Source organism: Vibrio fortis (genome assembly GCF_000695685.1).
Lineage (GTDB): Bacteria > Pseudomonadota > Gammaproteobacteria > Enterobacterales > Vibrionaceae > Vibrio > Vibrio fortis_A.
Genome location: NZ_JFFR01000012.1, coordinates 36,260 through 62,651, shown reverse-complemented (window position 1 = coordinate 62,651; position 26,392 = coordinate 36,260). Strand labels below are relative to the sequence as shown.

At 44.6% G+C, this 26,392-nt stretch carries 28 protein-coding genes; 12 read left to right on the top strand and 16 right to left on the bottom strand.

Features of this window, described 5'->3' with window-relative positions; all coding sequences use genetic code 11:
- Positions 1-22: 22 nt before the first annotated feature.
- Both pyrC and VFDL14_RS23920 read right to left on the bottom strand, forming a co-directional pair.
- On the bottom strand, positions 23-1,051 hold the full coding sequence (gene pyrC, locus VFDL14_RS14960; RefSeq protein ID WP_032550464.1) for a dihydroorotase: 1,029 nt from the start codon (positions 1,049-1,051) through the stop codon (positions 23-25).
- 193 nt (positions 1,052-1,244) lie between these two features.
- Entirely contained in the window at positions 1,245-1,403 is a 159-nt protein-coding gene (locus VFDL14_RS23920) for a YqaE/Pmp3 family membrane protein (protein ID WP_032550463.1), read from the bottom strand.
- Between the two features lie 226 nt (positions 1,404-1,629).
- Between VFDL14_RS23920 and VFDL14_RS0123065 the strand changes: the two genes are divergently transcribed.
- Positions 1,630-3,471: a hybrid-cluster NAD(P)-dependent oxidoreductase gene (locus VFDL14_RS0123065; RefSeq protein WP_032550462.1), complete on the top strand. Its 1,842-nt coding sequence runs from the start codon at positions 1,630-1,632 to the stop codon at positions 3,469-3,471.
- Between the two features lie 127 nt (positions 3,472-3,598).
- Here the strand turns inward: VFDL14_RS0123065 and nadE are convergent, their stop codons facing one another.
- On the bottom strand, positions 3,599-4,429 hold the full coding sequence (gene nadE, locus VFDL14_RS14970; protein ID WP_032550461.1) for an ammonia-dependent NAD(+) synthetase: 831 nt from the start codon (positions 4,427-4,429) through the stop codon (positions 3,599-3,601).
- Between the two features lie 107 nt (positions 4,430-4,536).
- Between nadE and VFDL14_RS14975 the strand changes: the two genes are divergently transcribed.
- Positions 4,537-5,058, top strand: coding sequence for a nicotinate-nicotinamide nucleotide adenylyltransferase (locus VFDL14_RS14975; RefSeq protein WP_032550460.1), 522 nt, complete (start codon positions 4,537-4,539; stop codon positions 5,056-5,058).
- A gap of 27 nt (positions 5,059-5,085) precedes the next feature.
- A complete protein-coding gene (locus VFDL14_RS14980; RefSeq protein ID WP_032550459.1) occupies positions 5,086-5,571 on the top strand; it encodes a hypothetical protein in 486 nt (161 codons plus the stop codon).
- A 109-nt stretch (positions 5,572-5,680) separates the two neighbouring features.
- Here the strand turns inward: VFDL14_RS14980 and VFDL14_RS14985 are convergent, their stop codons facing one another.
- Positions 5,681-6,307, bottom strand: a complete 627-nt coding sequence (locus VFDL14_RS14985; protein WP_032550458.1) for an AraC family transcriptional regulator — start codon at positions 6,305-6,307, stop codon at positions 5,681-5,683.
- A gap of 176 nt (positions 6,308-6,483) precedes the next feature.
- Here VFDL14_RS14985 and VFDL14_RS14990 point away from each other — a divergent pair, with 176 nt between their 5' ends.
- Complete coding sequence (locus VFDL14_RS14990) at positions 6,484-7,590, top strand: 1-acyl-sn-glycerol-3-phosphate acyltransferase (RefSeq protein ID WP_032550457.1); 1,107 nt, start codon at positions 6,484-6,486, stop codon at positions 7,588-7,590.
- 104 nt (positions 7,591-7,694) lie between these two features.
- Here VFDL14_RS14990 and VFDL14_RS14995 read toward each other — a convergent pair whose 3' ends face one another.
- Positions 7,695-8,294 (bottom strand): hypothetical protein, encoded by a 600-nt coding sequence (locus VFDL14_RS14995; RefSeq protein WP_032550456.1) that lies wholly within the window; start codon positions 8,292-8,294, stop codon positions 7,695-7,697.
- Between the two features lie 139 nt (positions 8,295-8,433).
- Between VFDL14_RS14995 and VFDL14_RS15000 the strand changes: the two genes are divergently transcribed.
- Positions 8,434-8,697, top strand: coding sequence for a DUF1496 domain-containing protein (locus VFDL14_RS15000; RefSeq protein WP_050487377.1), 264 nt, complete (start codon positions 8,434-8,436; stop codon positions 8,695-8,697).
- A 29-nt stretch (positions 8,698-8,726) separates the two neighbouring features.
- Here VFDL14_RS15000 and VFDL14_RS15005 read toward each other — a convergent pair whose 3' ends face one another.
- Positions 8,727-9,026 (bottom strand): YfcZ/YiiS family protein, encoded by a 300-nt coding sequence (locus VFDL14_RS15005; protein ID WP_032550454.1) that lies wholly within the window; start codon positions 9,024-9,026, stop codon positions 8,727-8,729.
- Between the two features lie 529 nt (positions 9,027-9,555).
- Here VFDL14_RS15005 and VFDL14_RS15010 point away from each other — a divergent pair.
- Positions 9,556-10,017, top strand: a complete 462-nt coding sequence (locus VFDL14_RS15010) for a TetR/AcrR family transcriptional regulator (RefSeq protein ID WP_032550453.1) — start codon at positions 9,556-9,558, stop codon at positions 10,015-10,017.
- A 269-nt stretch (positions 10,018-10,286) separates the two neighbouring features.
- On the opposite strand, the gene VFDL14_RS15015 is transcribed toward VFDL14_RS15010, so the two are convergent.
- From VFDL14_RS15015 to VFDL14_RS15040, 6 genes are all read right to left on the bottom strand, one after another.
- Positions 10,287-11,069, bottom strand: coding sequence for a heme ABC transporter ATP-binding protein (locus VFDL14_RS15015; RefSeq protein WP_032550452.1), 783 nt, complete (start codon positions 11,067-11,069; stop codon positions 10,287-10,289).
- Entirely contained in the window at positions 11,069-12,106 is a 1,038-nt protein-coding gene (locus tag VFDL14_RS15020) for a FecCD family ABC transporter permease (RefSeq protein WP_032550451.1), read from the bottom strand. The genes VFDL14_RS15015 and VFDL14_RS15020 overlap by 1 nt, the downstream gene beginning before the upstream one ends.
- 35 nt (positions 12,107-12,141) lie before the next feature.
- A complete protein-coding gene (locus tag VFDL14_RS15025) occupies positions 12,142-12,984 on the bottom strand; it encodes a heme/hemin ABC transporter substrate-binding protein (RefSeq protein WP_235201682.1) in 843 nt (280 codons plus the stop codon).
- Positions 12,985-13,172: 188 nt separating this feature from the next.
- On the bottom strand, positions 13,173-13,589 hold the full coding sequence (locus tag VFDL14_RS15030) for an ExbD/TolR family protein (RefSeq protein WP_032550449.1): 417 nt from the start codon (positions 13,587-13,589) through the stop codon (positions 13,173-13,175).
- 2 nt (positions 13,590-13,591) lie between these two features.
- A complete protein-coding gene (locus VFDL14_RS15035; RefSeq protein ID WP_032550448.1) occupies positions 13,592-14,281 on the bottom strand; it encodes a MotA/TolQ/ExbB proton channel family protein in 690 nt (229 codons plus the stop codon).
- A 3-nt stretch (positions 14,282-14,284) separates the two neighbouring features.
- Positions 14,285-15,106: an energy transducer TonB gene (locus VFDL14_RS15040; protein ID WP_032550640.1), complete on the bottom strand. Its 822-nt coding sequence runs from the start codon at positions 15,104-15,106 to the stop codon at positions 14,285-14,287.
- A 161-nt stretch (positions 15,107-15,267) separates the two neighbouring features.
- Here VFDL14_RS15040 and hutW point away from each other — a divergent pair, with 161 nt between their 5' ends.
- The 4 genes from hutW to VFDL14_RS15060 all read left to right on the top strand — a co-directional run bounded on the left by hutW (position 15,268) and on the right by VFDL14_RS15060 (position 18,541).
- Positions 15,268-16,677: a heme anaerobic degradation radical SAM methyltransferase ChuW/HutW gene (hutW, locus tag VFDL14_RS15045; RefSeq protein WP_032550447.1), complete on the top strand. Its 1,410-nt coding sequence runs from the start codon at positions 15,268-15,270 to the stop codon at positions 16,675-16,677.
- Between the two features lie 21 nt (positions 16,678-16,698).
- On the top strand, positions 16,699-17,220 hold the full coding sequence (hutX, locus tag VFDL14_RS15050) for a heme utilization cystosolic carrier protein HutX (protein ID WP_032550446.1): 522 nt from the start codon (positions 16,699-16,701) through the stop codon (positions 17,218-17,220).
- A gap of 116 nt (positions 17,221-17,336) precedes the next feature.
- The gene (gene hutZ / locus VFDL14_RS15055; protein WP_032550445.1) at positions 17,337-17,867 is read left to right on the top strand and encodes a heme utilization protein HutZ; all 531 of its coding nucleotides are present in this window, start codon (positions 17,337-17,339) and stop codon (positions 17,865-17,867) included.
- A gap of 137 nt (positions 17,868-18,004) precedes the next feature.
- Positions 18,005-18,541 carry an ATP--cob(I)alamin adenosyltransferase gene (locus VFDL14_RS15060; RefSeq protein WP_032550444.1) on the top strand — a complete coding sequence of 179 codons (537 nt, stop codon included), beginning with the start codon at positions 18,005-18,007 and terminating at the stop codon, positions 18,539-18,541.
- A 32-nt stretch (positions 18,542-18,573) separates the two neighbouring features.
- Here the strand turns inward: VFDL14_RS15060 and VFDL14_RS15065 are convergent, their stop codons facing one another.
- Positions 18,574-19,500 (bottom strand): chemotaxis protein, encoded by a 927-nt coding sequence (locus VFDL14_RS15065; protein ID WP_032550442.1) that lies wholly within the window; start codon positions 19,498-19,500, stop codon positions 18,574-18,576.
- A gap of 182 nt (positions 19,501-19,682) precedes the next feature.
- On the opposite strand from VFDL14_RS15065, the gene ppiC reads away from it, so the two are divergent.
- On the top strand, positions 19,683-19,961 hold the full coding sequence (ppiC, locus tag VFDL14_RS15070) for a peptidylprolyl isomerase PpiC (protein WP_032550441.1): 279 nt from the start codon (positions 19,683-19,685) through the stop codon (positions 19,959-19,961).
- A gap of 278 nt (positions 19,962-20,239) precedes the next feature.
- On the top strand, positions 20,240-21,643 hold the full coding sequence (locus VFDL14_RS15075; protein WP_032550440.1) for an alpha-amylase family glycosyl hydrolase: 1,404 nt from the start codon (positions 20,240-20,242) through the stop codon (positions 21,641-21,643).
- A 113-nt stretch (positions 21,644-21,756) separates the two neighbouring features.
- Here VFDL14_RS15075 and VFDL14_RS15080 read toward each other — a convergent pair whose 3' ends face one another.
- From VFDL14_RS15080 to VFDL14_RS15090, 3 genes are all read right to left on the bottom strand, one after another.
- Positions 21,757-23,628, bottom strand: a complete 1,872-nt coding sequence (locus tag VFDL14_RS15080; protein ID WP_032550439.1) for a methyl-accepting chemotaxis protein — start codon at positions 23,626-23,628, stop codon at positions 21,757-21,759.
- A gap of 420 nt (positions 23,629-24,048) precedes the next feature.
- Complete coding sequence (locus VFDL14_RS15085; RefSeq protein WP_032550438.1) at positions 24,049-25,419, bottom strand: YjiH family protein; 1,371 nt, start codon at positions 25,417-25,419, stop codon at positions 24,049-24,051.
- Between the two features lie 227 nt (positions 25,420-25,646).
- On the bottom strand, positions 25,647-26,321 hold the full coding sequence (locus tag VFDL14_RS15090; RefSeq protein ID WP_032550437.1) for a YoaK family protein: 675 nt from the start codon (positions 26,319-26,321) through the stop codon (positions 25,647-25,649).
- Positions 26,322-26,392: the final 71 nt, after the last annotated feature.

Sequence of the window (26,392 nt, the reverse complement as noted above, 5' to 3'; positions counted from 1 at the left end):
ATTTTTGCGACAAATTAAGAACTTATTTAACTGTCCAACCGATTGTCTCACCGCCACGGATTGGCACAACAATGTCTGAACCGAACGGCATAGTTTCTGCTACGTTCCACTCTTCCTTGGTAAGAGTCACAGTGTCGGTGTTACGAGGTACACCGTAGAAATCAGGGCCGTTGTGACTTGCAAAAGCTTCTAGGTTTTCAAGCTTGCCTTCTTGCTCAAATACTTCAGCGTAAAGTTCTACTGCAGCATGCGCCGTGTATGAACCTGCACAGCCACATGCCGACTCTTTCGCGCCTTTTGCGTGAGGTGCAGAGTCTGTACCTAGGAAAAACTTCTTGCTACCACTTGTTGCTGCTTCAATCAGCGCTTGCTGGTGGGTGTTACGCTTAAGAATCGGTAGGCAGTAGAAGTGTGGCTTGATGCCGCCAACCAACATGTGGTTACGGTTGTACAGTAGGTGGTGTGCTGTGATGGTTGCTGCAACGTTCTCGTTAGCATTTTTAACGAACGTTGCTGCATCAGCCGTTGTGATGTGCTCTAGAACAATCTTAAGGTTAGGGAAGTCGTTAACGATAGGTGCTAGAACGGTATCTAGGAACTCTTTCTCACGGTCGAAGATATCAACGTCGTGAGTGGTTACTTCACCATGAACCAATAGCAACATGCCTACTTCTTGCATTGCTTCTAGTACGTGGTAGATGTTCTTTGCAGACGTCACACCAGAATCCGAGTTCGTTGTTGCGCCAGCTGGATAAAGTTTCGCTGCTACCACTGCACCAGACGCTTTCGCTTTGCGGATCTCGTCAGGAGTTGTGTTGTCTGTTAGGTAAAGTGCCATCAGTGGCTCGAACTGCTCACTTGGCTTTTCTGCCATGATGCGCTCGCGGTAAGCCAGCGCCATTTCTGTATCAGTTACAGGTGGGACAGTGTTTGGCATGATTAACGCTCGACCATTGTAACGGCTGATATCGCGAACTGTATCTTTCAGTACTTCGCCATCGCGTAGATGAACGTGCCAGTCGTCAGGACGAGTAATCGTAAGTTGTGTCATTGAAAGCTCCCACCAATTGAAATGTTATGTAGTTGGAGCCTAAACGGTGCGAAATCTGTGAAAGCAATCGCTTACGTTTAGGCGACAGGATGATAGTGGAAAAGCCGTTTTATTTCATCCTATTTTTACTACTTCATCGGTAGAAGCTTCGATCTGTACAGGCAAAGGGTTGATTTGTATTAAATGTGCTCGATTATCGTGTCGCCACCCATAAGCCGTGAATCATTCCCGGAACCCAGAAGAAGATCGTGAGTACAATGTTGATCAATAGGTCTTTGCCTGCGCCACGAGCGACGAACACACCAAGTGGTGGAAGAAGAACACATAAGATGATGACAAGAAGCTTATTCATGATAATTCCTTTTTATTCAATGACGTTTCAAAAGTCTCACCTTGCAGCTTGATAAAAAATACACAACCACAAGGCTCCTGATTTTTATAAAACAACTGATGGTTAAAAGTATATTTTGCTCACTTCTCAATATAATAGCTGAGTATCAAGTGTTTAGTGCGAGCGAGTTCCTAAAACTGGGTGCATTTGTTAGCATTGTAAAAAATCTAATAACACTGGAGTCGTTATGTCAAAGTCCTCGGAAGCTCAAAGTCCTTATCTCTCTCAGGTGAATGTTTATCCTGTTAAATCAGTTGGCGGGATCTCGCTATCAAGTGCATGGGTAGAAAAACAAGGTCTGAGTTTTGACCGACGCTTTATGTTGGCGCTGGCGGATGGCTCAATGGTAACGGCTCGTAAGTATCCACAAATGGTAAAAGTGTCTTCTAGCTTGCAACCGGATGGCTTGATTTTTACATGTGAAGGTAAGCCGGCACTGCGTGTGAAATACAATGAGTTCAAGATGCAGGAGACACCCGCTACGGTTTGGAAAGACAACTTCACCGCTTACACCACCAATGATGCCGCAGATGATTGGTTCAGTGATGTGCTTGGACAACGTGTCGAGTTACTGTTTACGGGTGAGCAGTCTAATCGCGTGCGTGAGAAGCTCGGACATAATGTGAGCTTCGCTGATGGCTACCCACTTCTTATTATTAGTGAAGCATCGTTAGCTGAACTTAATCGCCGCAGCCCAGAGCTGCATACCATGGATCAATTTCGTACCAACTTAGTGGTCTCGAATACCGAAGCGTTTGGTGAAGATGGTTGGAAGCGCATTCGAATAGGTGAAGTCGAGTTTGAAGCGGTGAAACCGTGTCAGCGCTGTATTTTGACCACGGTTGATGTAGATAAAGGTGAGTTCCGCCCTTCAAAAGAGCCACTGAATACCTTCTCTCAGTTCCGCGCTGATAAGACTGGCGGTGTTTTCTTTGGTCAGAACCTTGTAGCGAAAAACGAAGGTGTGATTAAGGAAGGCGATAAGATTGAAGTGCTAGAGATCAAACCTAAAGAGCAGTATGAAGATACCTGGGTTGAGTCATTGCATCTTACATGTGTTGAGCGTGAAGAGATCGCGCGCGACTTTACAACGTTTTGGTTGGAGCCAGCCAAAGGTGACAAAGTTCTACCTAGCTACCAGCCAGGTCAGCACCTACCGATTGAGATGACCATCGATGGCGAGAAGATTTCTCGTCGTTATACATTGTCTTCAAGCCCATCACGCGCAGGTCGCCTTGCGATCTCGGTAAAGCGTGTCGATGATGGCCGAATTTCAAACTGGCTTAATGACCATTTCCAAGTGGGTGATACGTTAGTGGCGCAAAACCCTGATGGCGCTTTCTATCTGGAAGAGAATCCAAATCACCCGCTATTGCTGCTTTCTGCAGGCAGCGGTGTCACACCTATGCTTTCTATGCTGCGTTACCTTGCCGACCACAACCAAGTAGAAGATGTGGTGTTCTATCATCAGTGCAGCAGCGAGTTAGATATCCCTTATCAACAAGAGATTCAAGAAATTGCTGATAAGCACCCAGGCCTAAAGGTGATCTATTCACTTAGTCAGCCAGCTAAAGATTGGCAAGGTTTATCAGGGCGTTTGAGCGTTTCTCATATCGCAAAGATCGATGACCTGCATCGACGCCAAGCATTTGTTTGTGGCCCTGATGGCTTTATGGACAATGCTAAAAAGATGCTGATTCAAATGGGTTTAAACCCGCAGCATTACCATCAAGAAGCGTTTGGTGTTAACCAGGCAACGGAAGAAGTGGTGAAAACTCTGCAGTTAAGCGTTAATGGTTATCTGTTCGAGGGCAACAACCAAGGTACTTTGCTTGACCAAGCGGAAGCCGCGGGTGTTTCAATTGCGTCAAGCTGCCGAGCTGGATTCTGTGGGGCGTGTAAGGTGACTCTAGAGTCCGGGCAAGTGCATCAACCTGATGTTCCAGCGCTGCAAGATCATGAGCGTAATATGGGGCAAGTACTAGCGTGTTGCTGTGTACCACAAACCGATATCGAAGTGGTCGACTAACCGCCAAAGGTCAACAGATTCTGGTGATAACACATAATGAAAAGGCCGACGGTGTTCTCCGTCGGCCTTTTGCTTAGCGAGTCTTGCGCTAGGTTGGCACGCAGATTACTACGTAACCAACTTGAGCTTAGTCGTAGATCGTTGGGATCGGTTGACGTTTGTGCTGCGTCGCTTGATAGATGCTTACTAGACGATCAGAGACCTCTTTAGACACTTCTTTGCCTTCTAGGAAGTCATCGATCTGGTCGTAAGTCAGGTTCAGTGCATCTTCGTCTGCTTTCTGAGGATCTAGCTCTTCAAGGTCAGCTGTAGGTACCTTTTTCACCAAAAGTTCTGGTGCGCCTAGTGTTGCCGCCAGCTCACGAACTTGGCGTTTGCTTAGACCAAACAGTGGTGCAAGGTCACATGCGCCGTCACCGTGCTTTGTGTAGAATCCAGTGATGTTTTCTGCCGAGTGGTCAGTACCGATAACTAAGCCACCAACGTAACCTGCGATTTCGTATTGAGCGATCATGCGAGCACGAGCTTTTACGTTGCCTTTTACGAAATCAATCTTAGCTGAATCAGTAGGAAGAAGACCTGTGCCTTCAAGCGCAACATGAGACGCGGCATGCAGGCCATCAACGCCCGCTTTAATGTTTACTGATACAGATTGAGATGGTTGGATGAAAGAGAGAGCAAGCTGCGCTTCATCTTCGTCTTTTTGCTCACCGTAAGGCAGGCGAACGGCGATAAACTGATAATCGTTGCTGTTGCTTGATTCATTAAGACTGTCTACTGCTAGCTGAGCGAGTCGGCCACATGTTGTTGAGTCAACGCCACCGCTGATACCCAGTACAAGAGACTTACATCCTGATTGTTGTAATTTGGTTTTGATGAACTCTACACGACGATCTACTTCAAATTGAGCGTCAATTGATGGTAGAACGCGCATTTCATCACGAATTAACTGTTCCATTCGTATTCCTTTCCTGCAAGCAAATTGAAATCTAGTGTTATCATACCGAAATCAAGAGAGATAAAAACCTCTTTACACAGTGAGATAAAAGAAGGCAGCGACAAGCGATGGAAAAAATAGCGGTTTTTGGTAGTGCATTTAACCCACCAAGTTTAGGGCATAAAAGTGTCATTGAATCTTTGGTGCACTTCGACCGAATTTTACTTGTTCCGAGCATTGCTCACGCGTGGGGAAAAACCATGTTGGATTATGATATTCGATGTCAGCTTGTTGAGGCATTTATCAATGACTTGGCTATTGAGCAAGTTGAACTATCTTTAGTAGAGCAAAGTTTGTACACCCCAGGTGAAAGCGTCACAACGTACGCAGTATTAAAAAAGCTTCAAGAATCTCATCCAACGGCCGATATAACTTTTGTCATCGGGCCGGATAACTTCTTTAAGTTCTCGTCTTTTTATAAGTCTGACGAGATCACTGAACGCTGGTCTGTGATGGCTTGCCCAGAAAAAGTAAAAGTTCGTAGCACCGATATTCGCAATGCGATTATAAATGGTGATGACTTTGCAAATTTGAGTACAAAGTCAGTTACAAACATCTTGCAAGACGGTGGGCTGTATAAGACAATGTAGTCCTTAATTCTTAGAGGTCAGAGCACTATGCTAAAAAGAGCACTTTTAACGACCAGCTTCGTCGTTACCTTTAGCTTGCATGCGCATGCTGAGTGTGATCTATTCAGCCTAGACTCAATTATGTTTGATTCTGATGAACAGACGACATGCCTCAACTTTTCAGACAGCCTTGAATCTTTCAGTCAAAGAATGCTGAGCCTGAGTGGGTTTAGTGACGAACCTGAAGCCTCTTCAAACGACTACTGGTCTGATTGGGTACTACAAACCAAAGACTCACCAATCATTACTCAAAGCATTAGCTCGAACTATGTTGGCTTGGGGATGTGGTTTCCTGAAGATCTGGAAGATAAAAAGTACGACATGACCACAGAAGAGTGGATCCTAAACCATGGTTTGCAGCTCAGCATTGGGTTTGGTGAGAAATCAGTGGGTGAACCTCGCATGCGATTCGATTATCGCTGGCATGATGCCAGAGAAGCCGACATGATGATGCAGATTGAGTTTCCGTTCTAAAAGAGCTCATTTCCGGAAAAATAGGCTCTAGAAAAACATACCAAATTAAAAAAGTCGCGACTCTCATAGAGTTTGCGGCTTTTTCGTTGTCTGAGCAGACTATGTCAGTTTACAGCGTGTCGCCAAACACCAGCATACACAGCTGCTCGAATTCTTCGGTTTGCCCCGAGAATAACTCGTCAATTACCTTCTCTTTCTTCTGACCTGACTGCATGCGTTTTTTCGCTTCACGCATCACCATCACTAGGGTTTGTTCTTGAGATAGTGGTGAGTCTTCAATGTTCCAACGGTTGAAGCGTTGCGACAATTCGCTTTCACACAGCAATGGCTTAAAGGTCAATACTTCCTGCTTAACTACCGCTAATAACTCTTTAAATGTTGAAGACGCATTGTTGGTGTCTTTGTTTTTAACTGCCAAGGTTGCGAGCTTATCGAGCAAAGCTTGTGAAAGTGGTGTTTGATTCACGTAGCCTGCTTGCTTAGGGAAAGCATCGGTTAGACGCACTGAAAAGTCTACGCGTGCGATTCGCGTGTTCGGAAAGTAGGTGAGGGAAGTTAAACAGTCAAACGGGATCCAAAGGCTTTGACCCGGCTCAATGGCGTGTTCCTGTTTACCAATCTTAATCAAAACTAATCCGCTTTCAACGGATACAAGGCTATGTTTTACCACTTTTTTTCTAGGAGTGATTTCTAGGTGGGAGTAGTAAGCCGATGTGTATTCGATAGCGAAGTTCATAGAAGGTCCTTAGTTTTGCGGCCGCTAAGATTACCGTTAATTTTAACGTATGCCAACAATAATGCAGGTAAATCCGATGTTTCTGGTCTGACCTTGTCAAAAGTATGGGCTCTGTAGCTGCGAGAAAGCAAAACAATGCGTAGAATGAGCCAGCTTTTTATTAGATGTAGTGAAAAATGACCTCTCAGACTGATCCATATATTGATATCCGTCCTTATAACGACGACGAAATTCCTGCGGCACTCGATCGCCTAATCAATGATGAAGAATTCATCAGCGCGATCCTAAACTATCGCTTCACTAATCACGCTGCTTGGTTCCAAGCAATCATGAGCCCAATCTTGCGTGTTTACCTAAAAATGAAGTGGAGCAAGCTGCAGAGCGTAGAAGCGATTCAGATCGAAGTGAAAAAGTACCTTCGTGATACCTTAGCGAATACCACTAAAGGTGTGACTTACACGGGGCTTGAATCGTTAGATCAAAATCAGTCTTACTTGTTTGTCTCTAACCACCGCGATATCGCCATGGATCCGGCTTTGGTTAACTATGCACTGCATCAGCAAAACCACAACACATGCCGTATTGCGATTGGTGATAACCTGCTTAAGAAGCCATGCGCGACTGAACTTATGCGTTTGAACAAGAGCTTTATTGTTAAGCGCTCGCTTAAAGGGCCGCGTGAGATGATGAAAGCGCTTGGCCAACTCTCTTCTTATATTAAGCACTCTCTAGATACGGGTAACTCTATCTGGATTGCGCAGAAAGAAGGGCGTGCAAAAGACGGTAACGACTTCACTGATCCAGCTATCCTGAAGATGTTCCACGTTGAAGGTCGTAAACAGAAAGTTGCTTTCGCTGAGTATGTTAAGTCATTGAAGATCGTACCGGTTGCGATATCTTACGAAAATGACCCATGTGATACGGCAAAAGCACTAGAGTTGTTCGAAAAAGACGTCAATGGTTCGTATGAGAAAGGCGAATTTGAAGATATCGAAAGCATCATTCAAGGTATCGTGGGCAATAAAGGCCATGTACATGTTGGCTTTGGTTCTGTGATTGACCAAGATTTTGAAACGCCAGAAGCACTAGCTGAAGAGATTGACCGTCAAATTCATGAGAACTACAAGCTGTTCCCTGTGAACCTACTGGCAGCAGATAAAGAAGACGACAGCATTACTGAAGCGGTGAAGCGTGAGTTTGAAGAGAAACTATCAAGCATCCCTCAAGGTGCGCATCAGTACCTGATCGATAGCTATGCTAACCCAGTAAAGAATGTCGGCTAAATTCGGTCTAATGATTTAACGACTGCAGATAAAAATAAAAAGGAGCGTCATGCTCCTTTTTTGATCGCAATACATGGCAACTCGTCATGCCCCAACTTTCCTAGCTAGCGCGCTACTGCGCCACCCAGATTCAATGTAGTTGGCCATTTGCTAATGACATTACCACCGAGATAGATATTGCCATTCACTGTCATCACGTCGGGGAACTGTGTAATCGCAGAACCACCAATATAAAGATTCCCTTCAACCACAATGCCATTTGGCAGTTCGGTTAGCGGGGTTCGAATCAAACTCAAGTCGCCTTTAACTCGAAAACCATTCGGTAGCTTTTTAAGAGGTGTATCGGTGAAGTTGATAAAGCCGCCAACCTTGACCCCCTTTGGCCAACTTTGGATCTGACTCCCAAGTAAGTTGGCGTAACCTTTGATAGAGGTACCTGCTGGTACACGTCTGAGCAAGCTATTCGCTGCTTGTAGACTACCACCAATTTCAAGTTCTTTTGGTAGTTGTTTGATAGACGTTTTCTCTATATTTAAATTACCTTTGACGACTAACCCTGTCGGTAATTCGGTATAAGGCTTATTACGCAGGTAAAGATTTCCGTAATTGTCGAGATGATTCAATATTTGATAGTGATCGAGGGGCTGGGAGTAACTATTTGATATGGTGAGTAAGCACGCAAGCAATGTGACAGTTCTGAGCATAATGACGATCTTCTAACAGAGTTGCGCTTACTATATCGGAAATTGCATACGAGCCCAGAAATATTGCCGATAATTGTTAGATTTAGCCAATTAAACAGAGGGCGAAATATAAGTGAAAAGATTAAATGCAATTAAAGTCATATCTTTGACAGTAATCTCAGGTCTATTTGGGAATAATGCAAACGTTTATGCCGACAATATTATTTCTGTACCTGCGAAAAAGGCGGTGGTTGTATCGCAAAAGAATACGAACCCACGGGTCTGTTATTACGATGATAAGGCTTACAGTTTAGGTGCTGTTCTGGAAATATCAGGAGTAGTGATTCAGTGTGCAGAACAGAATGATTTCGAGACAAATGGCGCTCTTTCATGGAAAACACTCGAAAAAAAAGACGAGCAATAGGCTCGTCTTAATCAATAAAGTAGGGCGCGTTATCGTGCGATTGAACGTGTTTTCAGTTCAAAGATAATTTTCTCTGCGCTCACTTCGAACTTGAAACGTGTACGTAGTTCGTTGCTTTCTTCTGTTAGTTCTGTTGATTCAAACTCAACACTGCTTGAAACTTGTTTAGCTAAATCAATGTACTTAGCTAGTTCTGCTTCCATTGCTTCTTTCGAGTTACCGTAGATTACAACTTCCGCTACATCGTCGCCTTCTTTAATGATGAAACCCATTTCGCCTGCGCAACCGCAAGCTTCGCATACATCATTAGTGCCAACATCTTGGTTCATAAATAATCCTCTTACAAAATATGAGGTTATTTTACCGAGCAATTTGATCTGTATCTACAAAAATTAAATCCTTTGGCCTATCTTGCATTGGTATGCTATGTTGTTTGTTGAGGAAAACAATGAGCATGGCGTTTTATAAATGTGAATATGGGTGTGATCAAGCTCATATTTTTCTGAAAATTAGTGTCATTAATTTGTCAGAACATCATTCAGTTAGTTGCACCCTGAATGATTTTATAAGAGTATCTATCGCTTGATAGGTATTTATATAATGAATTTATTGTTTCGCATTTCATATTCTAAGCGGTTATTTTAAAACACTGCTTTAGAACGGTAAGGTGAATTCCGAAGACTAATTAAACAAAGTGCGCAAAGACGCAACACTGTAAAATTGGTCGTACAGAGTATTCTTGTGTTATTGGGCGCAAATACTTGCGAAAAATCGCCTTACTCACATAATGCTGATAACGATTTTCATTCTGACTTCATTTGATGAGTTAGATGGATTTACAAAAAGAAGAGCCTGAATATGCCAAAGCGTAGTAAAGAAGATACAGAAATCACTATCCAGAAAATCATGGATGCCGTAGTTGACCAGCTACTAAGACTGGGTTACGACAAGATGTCATACACGACGTTGAGTCAACAAACGGGTGTTTCTCGTACTGGTATTAGCCACCACTTTCCAAAGAAGACAGATTTTACGGCAGCGCTTGATGGTCGTATCTTCAAAATGTTCATGGAACACATTGATTTCGAAAATGGTTTAGATGCATTTTCTGATAGCTGGATTAAAGCCCTGGAAGATGCTGAGTTCCTAGCAATCTTACGCCTACTATTCCACCATATCGTTACTTCAGAAAGCGCACACGAGTTCGCTGCTAACGGTATTGACCGCCTGTACAAACTGACTGAAACTCAGTTTGGCGACACAAGCGGTAAAGAACTAGAATGGTTAATTGGTAAGTCTCTAATTCAAATGAGCAAATAATCCATTGAAAGAAAAGCTCCTTATTAGGAGCTTTTTTTGTGCCTGCTGTTTTTGTGGTCAACAACCATTTGGCTCTTATTGTGGCTTCAAAAGTAGCGAGGTGACTAACGTTTAGAGGTACCTGATTAGGTACATGGAATCGTTCAGAATTATGTAAATCTCTAGCAATAATACCTATTGTTAATCTGGACAATAGCTTAAATGGCCGTGAATGGCGTTTTAAGCCTTTAGAAACTAAAAAGAGCACCGTAAGGTGCTCTTTTTGTTTATTAACCAGCAGGGTGGACTTGAGGGAAGCTCATAGTAGGGTGTTTTTCAACAATACTCCGATACCCGTAGACATCTTCAATCATCTCTGGCTTTAGTGCTTCCCATGGTGTTCCATCACATACTAACTGCCCGCCTTTCAATACGACCAAACGATCAGAATACTGCGCGGCCAGGTTCAAGTCGTGTAGCACCACAATGACTGCCGCGTTTTGTTCGTCTGCCATTTTACGAGCGATTTTCAGTGTGTTGTGTTGATGAGCGAGATCGAGCGCTGAAGTGGGCTCGTCGAGCATCAATACACATTGGTCTCCAGAGTGATGCAGTTGAGTCAACACGCGCGCTAGATGTACACGCTGCTTTTCACCACCAGAAAGTGATGGGTAGAGACGGTCAGCAAGATGAGAAACGTCCGCCGTATCCATTTTCTCTTGTGCGATTTTATTCAGTGCTCGATTGGATTCTTGTAGTGGAATACCACCAAGTTCAACCACTTCGTTAGCAAGGAATGGAAAAGTGAGTGTGCTGTGCTGTGGGAGCATCGCTAAATGCTTCGCCAGTGTGCTCGGTGACCATAGTGCTCTGTCTCGGCCAAAGTAATTGATGTGACCTTGGCTTTCGATCTCTTGGCATAACGCTTTGAGTAACGTGCTTTTTCCAGCACCATTCGGGCCAAGAAGTGTTGTTACTTTACCCGCTTCTATCTCGAGAGAGACATTATCTAGAATCACTTTACTGCCAAACTTTACATGAATGTCGCTGGCTTTTAAGGCTGGGGAGTGCATTACAGAATTCTCCCTTTTTGTTGGAATAGTAGATATAGGAAAAATGGTGCGCCGATAATGGCAGTCACGATACCAACGGGCAGCTCGGCTGGTGCCAGTACCACACGTGAGAACATGTCAGCAGCTGTCAGTAATAGTGCACCTAGGACTGCGGATAGAGGGAGTAGTATACGGTGATCAGGACCAGCAAGCATGCGACCCAGATGAGGAATCACTAAGCCAATGAATCCAATCATACCTGAGAGACTTACCGTAATGCCAACGCCCGCCGCCGTCAGTAAGATCAACTGACGTTTGAGTTTTTGAACGGGGATACCTAAGTGTTGCGCTTCAGACTCACCAAGGAGTAGTGCATTTAACGACATAGCTTGGCGATAGAACAAGATAAACAGCACAACCAAGGTGACAAGGGCCAATACAATCCCAGACCATTTAGCGCCCGCCAATGAACCCATCGACCACAATGAGAGGTCTCTCAGCATTTGATCGTCAGCGATGAAGTTTAAAAAACCAATGCCAGCACCGGAGAGAGCACTAATTGCGACACCTGCCAGTAGCATGATGGTCACGGAAGTACCGAATTTACCTGTACCCAGCTTATAAACTAAAAGTGTCGTCAATGCGCCGCCCAGAAAGGCGAACACTGGTACTGCTGCAAAGTTCATGAAACCTGGGTAGTTAAGGCTCAGTTCAGAAAAAAGAACGATTGCTAACGCAGCACCTAACGCAGCACCGGCGGAAACACCAATGATTCCCGGCTCTGCTAATGGGTTTCTGAACAGCCCCTGCATCACTGCGCCACATAGCGCTAATATGGCACCAATCACCATGCACAGAATGGTTCGTGGCAATCGAATCTCTTGGATCACCAGGTTGATGTGAGGCGCGAGTTCATTGTTTGGATTGAACAAGCTTGCCGCACTGTCGCTCAAGCTAATATTCATTGGTCCAACAGTAATCGAAAACAGGGCAATGAAGACTAGGGCGATACCAAAGCCTACCATTGATGTTTTTAAAGGTACGGTTCTTAACAGCATAATGAGAGCCTTAAACTAAACGCACAATCAGTAAGTTATTGTGGATAAATACGTGCGTTTAAACGTTTTGCTTCGGCAAGACTTGCTAAGCCAAGACCGCCAACTAGTGCGCTACCGTTAACGGTGATGATCTGCTTGTTCATACCCGCTGGTGTCGCCGCTAGCATTGGTAGTGATTTCAAAATAGCGTCTGCTCCGCCCATTTTTTGGTAACTACGGCCGCTAACAAGAATAACGTCTGGTTGCATCTCAACCATAGATTCCATAGACAGTGGTTTATAAGACGTTAAGCTTTCAGCTGCTGGGTTAATACCACCCGCAAGTTCGATGATCGCGTTTGGAGAGGTCTCACTGCCCGCAACATTCGCTGGGCGACCTTCGTGAAGTAATAAGAACAGCACTTTCTTAGCTTCATTTTGAGGAACTTGGTTAGCTTCAAGCGCAGCGATTTTCTTATTCACGCTCTCTTTTACCGCTTTAGAGTTCTCTTCTGTATGCGTGATCTCTGCGATTTGGTCGATACGCTTAAGTAGGCCCTCTACGCTTGCTTCTGTGTTAACGATTTCAACATCAACCCCTGCAGATTTCAGTTGAGATATTGCTGTATCTGGACCCATTTCATCAGAGCCGATCAGAGTGGTCGGTTGCAGAGCAATAAGACCTTCTGCTGATAGATTACGGTGGTAGCCAATTTTAGGAAGTTTGTCTGATTGCGGGAAACGGCTAGTAACATCAATTGCGACCAGTTGATCTTCGGCGCCCAGTGCCAATACAAGTTCCGTGACTGCACTACCGGCACTGATAATACGTTGTTGGTGCGCATCGTCGGCTGCAATCGCTGAATGAGTAGCGAGAGAGAAACCTAAAAGCGCTGCCATCGAAAGTAGCCCCTTCTTAAGCGGCTTTTTAACTGATTGATTGTGATTGAGCTCTTTAATTGTATTCATAATTCTATTCTTATTGTCTGTTTTTGTCGGTCCACATATTTGGCCGACATGATTTGAAATGTTTACAAGGCGTAGATTGGTGCCTACGCCTTTGAGGTTTGCCGCCTAACGTCGGCTGCTTATTCGCCTTCAGTCAGTAGTTGCGTTGCTGGAATACCGTTGTCCTGTAGGAAGGAGAGCAACTTAACGAGGTTCTGCACATCCGCGGTTTTGTCCGCACCAATGATGATTGGCTTCTTGTTATCACCAGAACCGACTTCTTCAAGTAGCGCCAACTTAAAGTTCTCCCAATCAATGTACTCTTTACCGTTGATTGCCCAGTAGGGTTCGCGGTTAAGCAGATTTACGCTGATCGAGTCTTTATGCACCTCAGACACATTGCTGCTGTCATTACTCGGTAACTCAACGTCCAATGACTCCAACTTCACGGAAGCAGTAAGAAGCAAGAACACCATCACGATAAAGATGATGTCCAAAAGAGGTGTCAGATCAGGCGTTAAGCTTGATGCATTGTGATTCTGAGAGACTTTGATCATGACTAGCGCGCACCTTCCGTTGTAACGGTCTGCTGTGATGCGGTAACTTGAGCCGTGGTTGGTTGCATCGACATACCCTCAAGCCACACGTTGACGTAGTTCAGTGTGTGCTCCAATTTAGCCAATACTCTGTCGGCCCATAGACCTAGCAGTTGTGCACCTGAAATGGCAGGAAGAGCGATGATCAAACCTGCTGCGGTGGTGCGCATCGCAAGGCCAAGTCCATCGGCTAGGTCATTGGGTGTGATACTGCCCGTTGTGGCAGCAACGCCTTTAAACATCTCGATTAATCCAAGAACTGTACCCAGTAGGCCGATCAGTGGGCTGATAACGCCGATCAAACCAAGTAGTCGTAAACCTGCATGTAGCTGATGGCGTTTCTCTTGAAGCCAGATTCCAGCCGCGTCTTCACGTAATCCCTTAGAAAAAGAGTGATGAGCCAGCACCATCGAAACGCCTTTGTAAAGCAGTGGGCGCTTGTTGGACAAGTCAGCCGCTAACGTTTCAATTTGATGAGTGTCGGTTGGTGAGATCTGGTGAAGCTCTTTACGAATAGCGCGGCGTCCAACACCGATACTCAGCATCACTTGGAAAATACGCTCAACGATGATCATTGCAGTAAGCGCTGAGCAGATAAGCAATGGCCACGTCATTAGGCCCAATTGCTCTTGTAAATAACTGATTTGTTGCATTTCTTAGTCCAAGTTAAAACGAACAGGTACTCGTACACGGTGAGCGATCGCTCGACCATTTACGGTGTGTGGTGAAAATTTCCATTTTTTGATTGCGTCGAGTGCGGCCTTATCAAGAAGTAGCGCACCTGAAGAGTTCACTAATGCTTGCTTAACTTGCTTGCCGTCTTCATCAAGCCAAATCTCATAGGTTGCGACACCCTCTACGCCTCTGCGTCTAGCTTGTCTTGGGTATTTAGGTGGAGTAGGCCGTACACTAAAACTTGGTTTGGTTATGAGAACAGGCTCGGGGTTCTCAACGCCTTGATTAACCGCAGCCGGTTGCGCGTCTTGTTGCTCGCTATACTCAACTTTTTTCTCAGCGATTTTCTTGTCCGGTTGTGGCTTAACCGGCTCAGGTTTCTTTTCTACCACTTTTTTTTCGACGGGCTTTTTCTGTACAGTTTTTTTCTTTACCTGTTTTTTAACCGGCGGTTTAGGTTCAGGCTTCTTGACGAGCTCTTTTTTTGGCTCAGGTTTTGGCTTGTTAGTGATTGCTTCTTTTTTCGGCTTAACCTTTTTCGGTTCAGCTACTGGAGGTGGTGTGGGTTCTACAGGCGTTTCTGTAATTTCAGGTTCAGGAGTGACTTCTGATTCAACGGGTTCGGTGACCGTTTCTTCGCGTTCAACGGACCGTTGAGTTTGTGGCTTAAAGTTCAGAGCAACAGTTTTAGATTCTGCGCCAGCTGGCATAGCAAATACCTTTGATTCTTGCGCGACAAACAACAACGCAGCATGAATCACCAATGATGCTCCCCCCGCTATGACATACCTTGGAACGTTCACAATTAACCCTTCACCTAAACGAAAATCCGGCACCGATTATTGCCTAGAATCTAAATAAGATCAATTATCAATTGCATTATCATTTCAGGCTATTTATGATTCTCTCAGTTTTTAGCGAATAGTCTTCCAAGCTTGGCTCGGTAAGCGTTTAGGTAATTTATATGACTCTCGATATTTATAAATTTGACGAATCTATTTTGGGTGTTTCAACGCCAGATCCGCTGCGTTTTGCGTTTGCAAAAAAGCACTCGGCACACGCTGGTGGAAGTGCGACTCCAATTGCTCAAGATAAGAAGTTGAATTTGTTCGACGAATTGATGCTAACGGAAGGAAAGAAACAGGATAAACGTTGTTTGTATATCCACATTCCTTTTTGCCGAGTGCGTTGTACTTTTTGTAATTTTTTCCAGCACGCAGCCAGCCGCAAACTTGTTGACGACTATTTCGAAGCCTTGCTTTGTGAGTTGAAGCAAAAAGCGAAAACACCCTGGGCTCAATCTGGTCTTTTCCATGCGGTTTACATTGGTGGAGGCACTCCAACGGATTTGTCTGCAATGCAAGTTGAACTGTTGGGCAAGGCGATTCGTGAGCATTTCCCATTAGCGAACGACGTGGAAATGACTCTCGAAGGGCGAATTAACCGTTTCAGTGATGAAATGTTCGACCGAGCGCTAGAAGGTGGCTTCAACCGATTTTCTTTTGGTATTCAAAGCTTCAATACCAAAGTGCGTCGCAGTGCAAAAAGGTTAGATGATCGCGAAGTGGTTCTAGAGAGAATCAGCTCGTTGAGTAAAACCGAGCAAGCACCAATCGTACTTGACTTGCTTTATGGTTTGCCACATCAAACCATGGATGTCTTCGAGCAAGACTTACACGATTACATGTCGACAGGCGCACACGGTATTGATTTATACCAACTGATCGTGGGTGGTGATGCACCAATGCTGAACTTGGTTGATAAAGGTAAGATTCCGCCTCCTGCGACAACGCCTGATAAAGCAAGAATGTATTTGGCAGGCGTTGAGTTTATGGAAAAACACAAGGTTAAGAAACTGAGTGTGAACCATTGGGCTCGCGACAATCGTGAACGCAGCATCTACAACAGCTTAGCTAAGACATATGCCGAAGTACTGCCTATCGGTTGTGGTGCCGGTGGTAATGTAGGCGGTTACGGCATCATGCAGCATCGAACGCTAGAGACCTACATGGACTCGGTTAAGCGTGGTGAGCTTCCAATCGCCATGATGACTAAGCAAAGCGAACTTGAATCAATTTTCTCTTCACTTAAAGCGGGTTTTGATTCTGGAGTGGTACGCAGAAGCCTACTGCCGACCTTCATGGGACAAGACACGTTTGACTATTTAAAACCTCTATTTTCGCATTGGCAAAGTAACGGACTGGTCGAATTGTCTGAAGACTACTTAACTTTAACCATTGCGGGCAGCTTTTGGGCTGTGACATTAGCGCAAAGCGTTATTCAAGTTTTGAATGCTGAATACTTTGAAGCGAATCCACAAGCAAGACCGTCGCGTCCTGCTCATTACCCTCATGCTGTAAAGAAACACGCATAATTAATAATGGAAATGAATTCAATGACAGATACAACGGTAGAGATGATCGAAACATTAGAGCAAAGCGTCGCTCGCATTCTTGAAGAAGAACCAAAGCTACTTCCTACAGCTATTGCTGAAAAGCTGAACGTGACAGAAGCAGAAGTCGTCGCTGCATTTCCAGGCGATATGTCTGTGATGCTAGACGGTTCTCGCGCTCAAGAGATCCTTGAAGGTCTTGTTGGCTGGGGCCCTGTAACGACGATCGTTCACTCGTTCGGTTCAATCTTTGAAGTTAAAGCGCCTTTCCCTAAAGGTAAAGTGGCGCGTGGTTACTACAACCTAATGGGCAAAGAGGGCGAGCTTCATGGTCACCTTAAACTAGACAGCGTTAAACATGTGGCGCTGGTGAGCAAACCATTCATGGGTCGTGAGAGTCACTACTTTGGTTTCTTCAGTGAGACTGGCGAAAACATCTTTAAGATCTACCTAGGCCGTGATGAGAAACGTGAGCTTATTGCTGACCAAGTAGAACGCTTCAACGCGTTGAAGGCGCAAGGCTAATTCTCAAGTTTCACGACTTGAGATAAGCAACGATTAGAGCGAACCAAGGAGAGGCATCGGAGTTTCTCCTTGGCTAAAAATATAATAATTTAGAGAAAGTAAATAAAGGAATCACCATGGAACAGCAAGTAAAACAAGAACGTCTTCAAGGTCGTTTAGGTCCTGAAATCAAAGAGTTCCGTCAAGAGCGTCGTACGCTGCAACTGGCTACTGTTGATGAAGAAGGTCGTCCAAACGTGAGCTACGCGCCGTTTGTTCAAAACCAAGATGGCTATTTTGTTTTAATTTCTGATATCGCACGTCACGCTCGCAATCTGAAAGCGAACCCGAACGTGTCATTGATGATGATCGAAGACGAAGAGAGCTCAAAGCAGCTTTATGCACGCAAGCGTCTAACGTTTGATGCAACGGCATCCGTCGTTGAGCGTGAGAGTGAGCTTTGGACTCAAGTTATCGCGCAAATGAAGGATCGTTTTGGCGAGATCATTGATGGTCTAAGCCAACTTCAAGATTTCTCACTATTTAACCTTAAAGCTGAAAACGGCCTATTCGTTAAAGGCTTTGGTCAAGCGTACCAAGTTTCTGGCGATGATCTAGTGGACTTCGTTCACCTACAAGAAGGTCACAAAAAAGTATCAAACGAATAGTCTGAACTTTTGCTTGATTGATAAATGGCTCTCGCTTGTGGTGAGGGCCTTTTTTATGCGCCTAAGGTTGGGTTTATGTTTGCTTTTGCCAAGGTATTATCTAATAGTGTGCGCGAGATACCTATTAGGAGCATTAAGTGAAACCAGTAAGCCGAGATTGGGATGAGTTCTGTTATCCGTTTATTTACGAAGAGAATCCAGCGTGCGACTTTGAGATCCTTTCCGATGAGCTTTGTTGTCGTATAGGCTTAGTTCTTACCATGGATCTTGAATCACAAGTGCGCGACGTATTAACTCGCCTGCAGCCGAATGTTTATCACTTGAATGGTTCGGTTCGAGGAAAGTTGGCGATCACTGAGTTAGAGTTGAGTGAACTTAAAACCGATTATCATGCGATACGTGAACGCTTAGAGGGCGGTTTCTCAGGCTTTGTATTGCCGGGAGGTAGTGGAGTAGCCAGTGAGTTGCACTTAGCGCGTTGCCAAGCAAAGAAAGTGGTGAGAGCGCTGGTGGCGATCGAACATAGCGGTAAAAAATCACCTGCTGATATCTTGTTCAAATACGCCAACTTAGTCGCCAACACTCTGTATGCATTGGCGTCGCTAACCAATTTTATCGAAGGTGTGGAAGAGGTAGAATTTGTGAGTAAAAGCTACCCAATGCCGAAGAAATAAAGCTCAAGATAGCGTCGAGCTGATTCTCACCGTTAAATCGTAATTTGCTGCTTTGTAGGTGTATTTTCTAGCGATTTTGCACCTTTAAGCATCGCTTCTATCAGTTCACCTGCATTAAACTTTTCTAGTGCTTCGTGTGCACCTACCTGCTGGGCTCTATCAACACAGATTTCACTTGATAATGAGGTATGTAAGATGCAGTAAGCATGGCGCAGCGAATCATCATTTTGCACTTCAAAAGCTAGTTCATAGCCATCTAATCCTGGCATCTCAATATCACTTACCAGAAGGTCGATTGCTTGCCCACGTTGCGCTTGCTCTCGCATCATTTTCAGCGCGTCCATACCGTTGTTACAGATGCTATAAGGAATATTGATACTGTCGAGCGCATCAGAGAGCTGCTTTCTGGCGATGAGTGAGTCATCAACCAAAAGAATGTTCAGAGCTTTGAGTCGCTCACGTTCAACGTCGGTCAGCATTGGGATCTGAGCATTCTCATATTCTGGGTAGATTTTGGATAGCAGTAGCTCGACATCTAGCATCTGTACGATGCGATCTTCATAGCGTGTAATACCAGTCACAAACACATTTTGACCAACACTCGATGGTGGTGATTCGATACTGCGCCAATCACACTCGATGATTTTATCGATAGAACGGACTAAGAATGCAACAACGGTTCTCAAGCAGTCTGTGACGATCAAAACACAGCTTTGGTACTCTTGAGGTGAGATAGGACGGAAGCCTACTGCGGCCGACATATCAATGACAGGAACGGTCAAGTCACGAATGGTGACAGTGCCGATAACATGGTGGTGCGAGTAGGGCAGTTGAGTCATTGGTTGAAAGGGAACGATTTCTCTTACTTTCAACGTGCCGATTGCAAAACTCTGAGTCAAAGATAGCTTAAACATAAGCATCCCCTGAGACTGGCTCGCCTTACTGATCGTTTTCGCCATTGTTGTCTCCTGATTTCGTCGTTGTTTTTTTTATTTATAAAAAGCAATGTAAATGGAATCACGCACTGCGGCAAGGGACTTAATCAATTTTACCGTTGTTTTGGGCTTAGCCGAGCTTAATGGAGTGAAGATTGGTCAGTCTTGAGTTAAAATCCCCACATCGCAACACAATGAGAAAGATCATGGCAAGAACCGCAGCAGCGCTTCATATTTTAGTGAAGCATAAAGAACAGGCAGAAGACATCATTAAGCAACTGAAAAAAGGTGCTAAATTTCAGACTCTTGCTAAGAAGTATTCAACTTGCCCATCAGGCAAAAAAGGCGGTGACTTAGGTGAGTTCAAAAAGGGCCAAATGGTGCCTCAGTTCGATAAAGTGTGCTTTACCGGAGAAACATTGGTACCTCACTTAGTGAAAACCAAGTTCGGCTGGCATGTAGTCAAAGTACTGTACCGTACCTAGTCATTAAGCATGTAATGGAATATAAAGGAGCGTAAATACGCTCCTTTTTTGATACCTGAAGCCAGTTTTACTCAAATATGGCGGAGTTCTTCATCCCAAATGTTGTGCGATATTTTAGGCTACGCCCTGTTTTATCCCCCTAAGCCCTTGCTAGGTAGGAGGATGGAAAACTTAGGCATAGCAATATAATGAACGCCATTCTTAGAGAGAATTTATCTGCAACCTTCGTCTTTTACTCTGTAGTTTAAGGTTGCGACTGAGTTTGGTAGGAGAACCACATGGAGAGTTCAGCAATGTTAAACCAACCAGCCACGGATGTTATTTTACACGCCTTCGATTGGTGTTATGCAGACATCGCGGATAACGCTGCACTGATTCAAGAATTAGGCTACAAATCGGTATTGGTTTCACCAGCAATGAAGTCGCTACGTAGTGACAAGAACAAACCACAACAGAAACCAACCCAATGGTGGCAGCGCTACCAACCCCAAGATTATCGTGTCATCGACAACCAGTTGGGTGACACCCAAGACTTTGCTGCAATGGTCGATACTTTAAGACAGCATGGTCTAAGAACCTACGTTGATGTGGTGTTTAACCATATGGCGAATGAGTCGAGCATTCGTAGCGACTTGACGTACCCAAATCAAAGCGATCGCAACGATTACCAACAGGACCCTGAATATTACGAATCGATTCGCCTTTTCGGTGATTTATCACAGCCACTATTTGATGAGAATGACTTTGTGGAAGCGTTCGGCATTAAGAACTGGCGTGATAAGTGGGAGGTGCAGAACGGCCGTATTACAGGTGGCCCTACTGATCCGGGTTTACCAACTCTGTTAGATAATGAAAATGTCGTTGAGCAGCAACGTAGCTACTTGAAGGCATTGAAAGCCATGGGCGTAAAAGGCTTTCGTATCGATGCCGCTAAGCACATGACGTTAGCTCACCTGCGCAAGGTATGGACGGACGATATTTGCGAGCAAATGCATATCTTCGGCGAGATCATTACCGATGGTGGCGCGACAGAAGAAGAGTATGAGCTGTTTCTGGAGCCATACCTGAAGCATACTCGTTTAGGTGCTTACGATTTCCCGTTGTTCAATACCATCTTTAAGGCGTTTGATAAGAAGGGAAGCTTTAAGTCGTTAATTAACCCATACTGTTTTGGACAAGCTCTTTCGAATACGCGAGCGATTACCTTTGCAGTAACACATGATATTCCAAACAACGATGTGTTCCTTGAGTATATGATGGATGAAGACGCTGAGAAGTTGGCCACTGCCTTCATATTGGGACGTGATGGCGGTGTTCCTCTGATTTACAGCGAGCTCGATACCAGTGGTATTAAAGACCGTGATGGTCAGCCCCGTTGGCTTAACGATTGGAAAGCTCCTTATATGCGCGGCATGATCCAGTTCCACAACTGCACGCATGGAGAAACAATGCGTGTCGTTGAAGCGAATGATGATCTATTGGTATTCGTTCGTGGCGATAAAGGCATTGTGGTAATTAACAAGTCTAAGCGCAGTAAAACCGCCAATCTGACTTGGTGTGGCTCTGTGACAGATACACTTTCAGGTAAAGTGTTTGAGAGCGATGAGAAGACGCTAACGCTGAAAGTGGAAGCCAACAGCTGCTTGATGTTGCTTGCTACCCCTGAGGATGAATCGGCGTAATTGAACACACAGACAGTATATTAGTTGTATTAAAAAGGCCGGTTTGATTATCAAACCGGCCTTTGTTTTTTTCATTAACTAACGGTGATTAAACCATTGCACGCTAACGCAAGTTACACGATGAATTTGTTCAATAGCTCATCTTGTTGACGAACATTGTCTGTTTGAACTTGCATCGCTTCATTTGCTTGCTGTGCAGACTCTGATACCTGAGTAGATAGGTCTTTGATCTTAACTGTGTTGTTGTTGATCTCTTCTGCTACTAGGCTCTGCTCTTCCGCCGCCGATGCGATTTGAATGTTCATATCAGAGATGCGTTGAATTGCATCACGGATACGGTCAAGTGCCGAGTTCGCTTCTTGAGCGCGCTCTACTGCATCAGTTGCTGTGTCTTTGCTCTGGTTCATCGCGTTCGATACTGAGCTTGCACCTGCTTGAAGTTGTTCGATCATGTTGCGGATCTCAGTAGTCGACTCTTGTGTGCGCTGGGCTAGAGTACGAACCTCATCTGCTACAACCGCAAAGCCGCGACCTGATTCACCTGCACGTGCTGCTTCAATCGCCGCGTTTAGTGCTAATAGGTTAGTTTGGTCAGCAATGTCGTTGATTACTTTCAAGATCGTTTCGATGTTTGCTGTCGCAGACTCAAGTACTTCTACTTCTGCTACCGCTTGATCGATACGAGAAGATAAGTTGTCAATAGCTTGCGTTGTATCGCTTACTACTGAAGTACCATCTAGTGTCGCCTCATCCGCTTCACGAGCCGCTGCTGCTGCGCCTTGAGCGTTGTTTGCTACTTCTGTAGCCGTAACTGCCATCTCGTTCATTGCGGTTGCTAGCTGTTCAAGCTCTTGAAGCTGCGTGCTCATCGCGTGTGCAGACTCTTCAGCACCTTGAACGGTGATTTCAGTGCCGCGCTTGATTTCAACACCAATCGCTTTTGATTGAATGATCTGTTTCTGAAGGTTCTCGGTAAAGGTGTTGAAGCCTTTCGCAAGTTCAGAAAACTCTTTATCAGTGTTGGTATCTAGACGCTTAGTCAGGTCACCTTGACCGCTTGCAACGTCATTGATTGCTTCGTTCAGAGCATCCAGTGGGCGCATTAGCACGCGAATCAGAACGGTTAATGCGATAACACTTAGAACAACAGCAATCAAAGAGTAGATGATAGAGCTATTTTTCAGCTCAGAAACCGTCTGGAAAGCGATCTCTTCATCTAGGATTGCACCTACGTACCAGTTTTCGCTTGGGATTGGCGTAAAGCTTACTAGGTAAGACTTGCCATCAATCTCGATACTCTGTGAACCTTCACGAATAGAAGCTTGTGGTAGGTAGCTTGATAGCTTCTCACCGTTATTTTTCGCTTCTGGGTGCGCGATGGTCGTGCCGTCTGCTGTTACTAGGAATAGGTAACCCGCGTCAAACAAGTTCACCTTGTTTACCAGTGTCGCTAAGTTGGTCAGTTCTAGGTCGTAGAACATACCAGCGGTGAACTGGCCATTATCCTTAACAGGCGTACCCACAGAGATGATGACTTTCTTGCTTGATGCATCCACGTATGGAGCGGTTACCACAAGAGAGTTATTTGTTTTCGCATCGATATACCAAGGACGAACGCGAGGATCGTAATCTGGACCTGCATCCCAACCGTCATCGTTTTCGATAACAAATCCATTGGCTTCATAACCGAAACCTACTGCCAAGAAGCTGTTCTTTAGTTTTGGTTTTTCCAAAATGGTTTTTACGTAGTCACGATCTTGCGGTGCAATTTCGATAACTTCGGTTGTAGATTGGGCAAGTGCTTTTTTGGCCGTCATTTCAGATACAACGGTATTTTTCACACCTGCAACCATCTCCTTGAGGCTGGCGTTGACGTGACTCTCAACCGCTCCTCGAACAGTGTATAGCTGCTGAATAGACAGTAGTGATACTGTGACTAGCAGTAAGGCCGATGATGCTGCGACCACCTTATGGCTAAATTTCATTGAGTATTCCCCTTCTCACAGGCTTTGCGAAGACCAAATTAACTTTTGTTTTTATTGTTCTATATATATCGGCAAATAAATTCCTTACTTGAAGATATTTTCACAAAAAAGATTACAAAACCACAACAAAATAAACAGCACAAAATTCCATATGTTGCTAATTTATATATTTCTCATTTAAGTTCATAGACTTGTGTATCAACATTGTTAATCGTTTGCGCGGGTATGATGCATAAGGCTTGGGCGATTACTATGCCTAGTGGGAAGAGCTACTTACTCAATTATTTTTAAAGCTTATCAATTTGATTTAATCAATAAGTGAAGCGGTTGTTTAAATAATATACAAGCGGTTTAGTATAGGCGGGAAATAAAAAAGCCTCACGTTAAGTGAGGCTTTGAATATTTTTGCACAATGCGTAATTAGAATATCATATGTGCTACACCAGCAATAACTGGAAGTGTAATCAACGTACGCAGAATGAAGATGATAAACAGTTCAAAGATGTTAACTGGGATCTTACTTCCAAGTAGTAGAGCACCAACTTCAGACATGTAGATAAGCTGCGTTACCGACATCGCTGCAATCACGAAACGCGTCATCTCGTTATCAATAGAGGCAGCAAGGATTGCTGGGATAAACATATCAGCGAAACCAACTACGATAGTTTCAGATGCTGCTACTGCTTCAGGTACGCCTAGTAGCTCCAAGAATGGAATGAAAGGCTGACCAAGAATAGCGAAGATAGAGGTGTACTCAGCAATAATAAGAGCAATAGTACCTAGTCCCATTACAACTGGAAGTACGCCAAATACCATATCTACTGCATTACGCACGCCTTCACCGAAGACACCTTTCGCTGACTTCACTTGAGATGCCTTATTTACCGCTAGCTCAAGACCCCAAGAGAAAGTGCTGTGACCAGCAGGGATTGCATCAGCATCTTCTTGTGGTTTAGAGCCGTCAATAAACGTGTCTTTTTTCATGCTTAGTGGTGGCAGGCGAGGAATTACAACTGCAGCAACGAAACCTGCTAAACAGATCGCAGCGTAGAAAGGTAGGAACAGGTGCTCTAGCTCTACCTGTGCGATAACCACAAGGCTGAAAGTAATAGAAACCGCAGAGAACGTCGTACCAACAACAGCAGCTTCACGCTGAGTGTAGAACTTGTTTTCGTACTGTTTGCTGGTTAGCAAGATACCGACACTACCGTCACCCAACCAAGATGCCATACAATCGATCGCGCTACGGCCTGGTAGGTTGAAGATAGGGCGCATTACTTTACTTAGTAGTGTGCCAAACAACTCTAGGAGACCAAAGTTAAGCAGCAGTGGCAGTAGAAGACCTGCAAAGATGAAAACAGAGAACAGTGTTGGCAGTAGGCCTTCAAGTACTAGTCCACCTGTGTTCTCTTCCCATACCGCCATTGGACCGACTTGGAAGAACGTCATTACAGCAGCTGCACCACCGATAACACGTACAGCCAACCATAATGGAGATGGGTTGAATAGGCCGTTTAGGAATGGGCTAGATTGAATAAACGCAGGCTTGAAAAGTTTAGTGCAAATGGACGCGAGCGCCATAAAAGCAACAATCGCTGTGATTGCAGGTACCAAAACATCACCAAAAACGGCTTGAATGGATTTTGCAAGGATTGCAACAGGAATGGTTAGGTCACCCTCATAGCTGATAGGCGCCATGAATAAGAATAAACCGATGAGCGATGGGATTAAGAAAATCCAGAAACTGCTTTTTGATTTTTCAGTATTCGCAGTGTTCATGTTGTTAGACATTGTATAGTTCTCGTATATCTACTCGTAAAAAGCCACATCCTTGGCATTTTTATGCACTAAACATCCGTATTCTTTCATTGGCGGCAAGACTACATAGTATTATGCTAACTTGCAATACTATTCATCGTGGATCGGTAAATATTCACCACCTGCATGCTGCCATTGCCAGAAAGTCTAGTATAAAGTTTCGCAGATGTTACTTTTGTTTTGGTTATGTTGCTAGTTTTTTATAAAATATCTAGCTTATTCGTTTGGCGGTAGAGATATAGCCAGTAGACAAACGCGATCACAAATGCAAAAGAAGCAGGGAAAGCCAATGCAGTGATCTCGAATTTTTGGAATAGACAAGCACCCACTAAACCCCCAGATAAGAAGCCGACTACGATAAAGAGTAGCAGCTTTGCTTTACGGCGATCGAAAGGCGTCCCTTTTAAACGAGCGCCAATCATAATGCCAAGGTCAGTAATGATGCCGCTCATGTGAGTGGTGCGGATGATAGCGCCGCTATAGGTAGTGATCATCGCATTCTGCAGCCCACACGCCGCTGACGCGAAGTATTGACCATAAGCGTAGCCATTAAGCAGTGCCCATAACGCTATGAATAGCAACGTCCCTTCAATACAAAGTGCCACGCCATAACGTCTTCCCAGCTTGAGTGCTTGATTCTCAATGAAGAAACCACTAAATGCGGCGCCAAGCATGAAACTGACAACAATTAACAGTAGATGCCAAGAGATCAATGAGGGTGTGAGTAGGCTACTCCCTAATAAAGAGAGGGTACCTGATAGGTGTGAAATCGCTTGATGTTGGAATCCAAGCAGGCCAATTGCATTAACACTTCCCGCCAAACCGGCAAGCAGCAGTGCACCATATTCGATCCAACGAGGGAGTTTAGAGATCATGCGCGTGGCCTGATGAATGAAAGAAGAGGCGGATTATAACGCTAGCAAAATCTAACGCTAGCGTTGTCCAT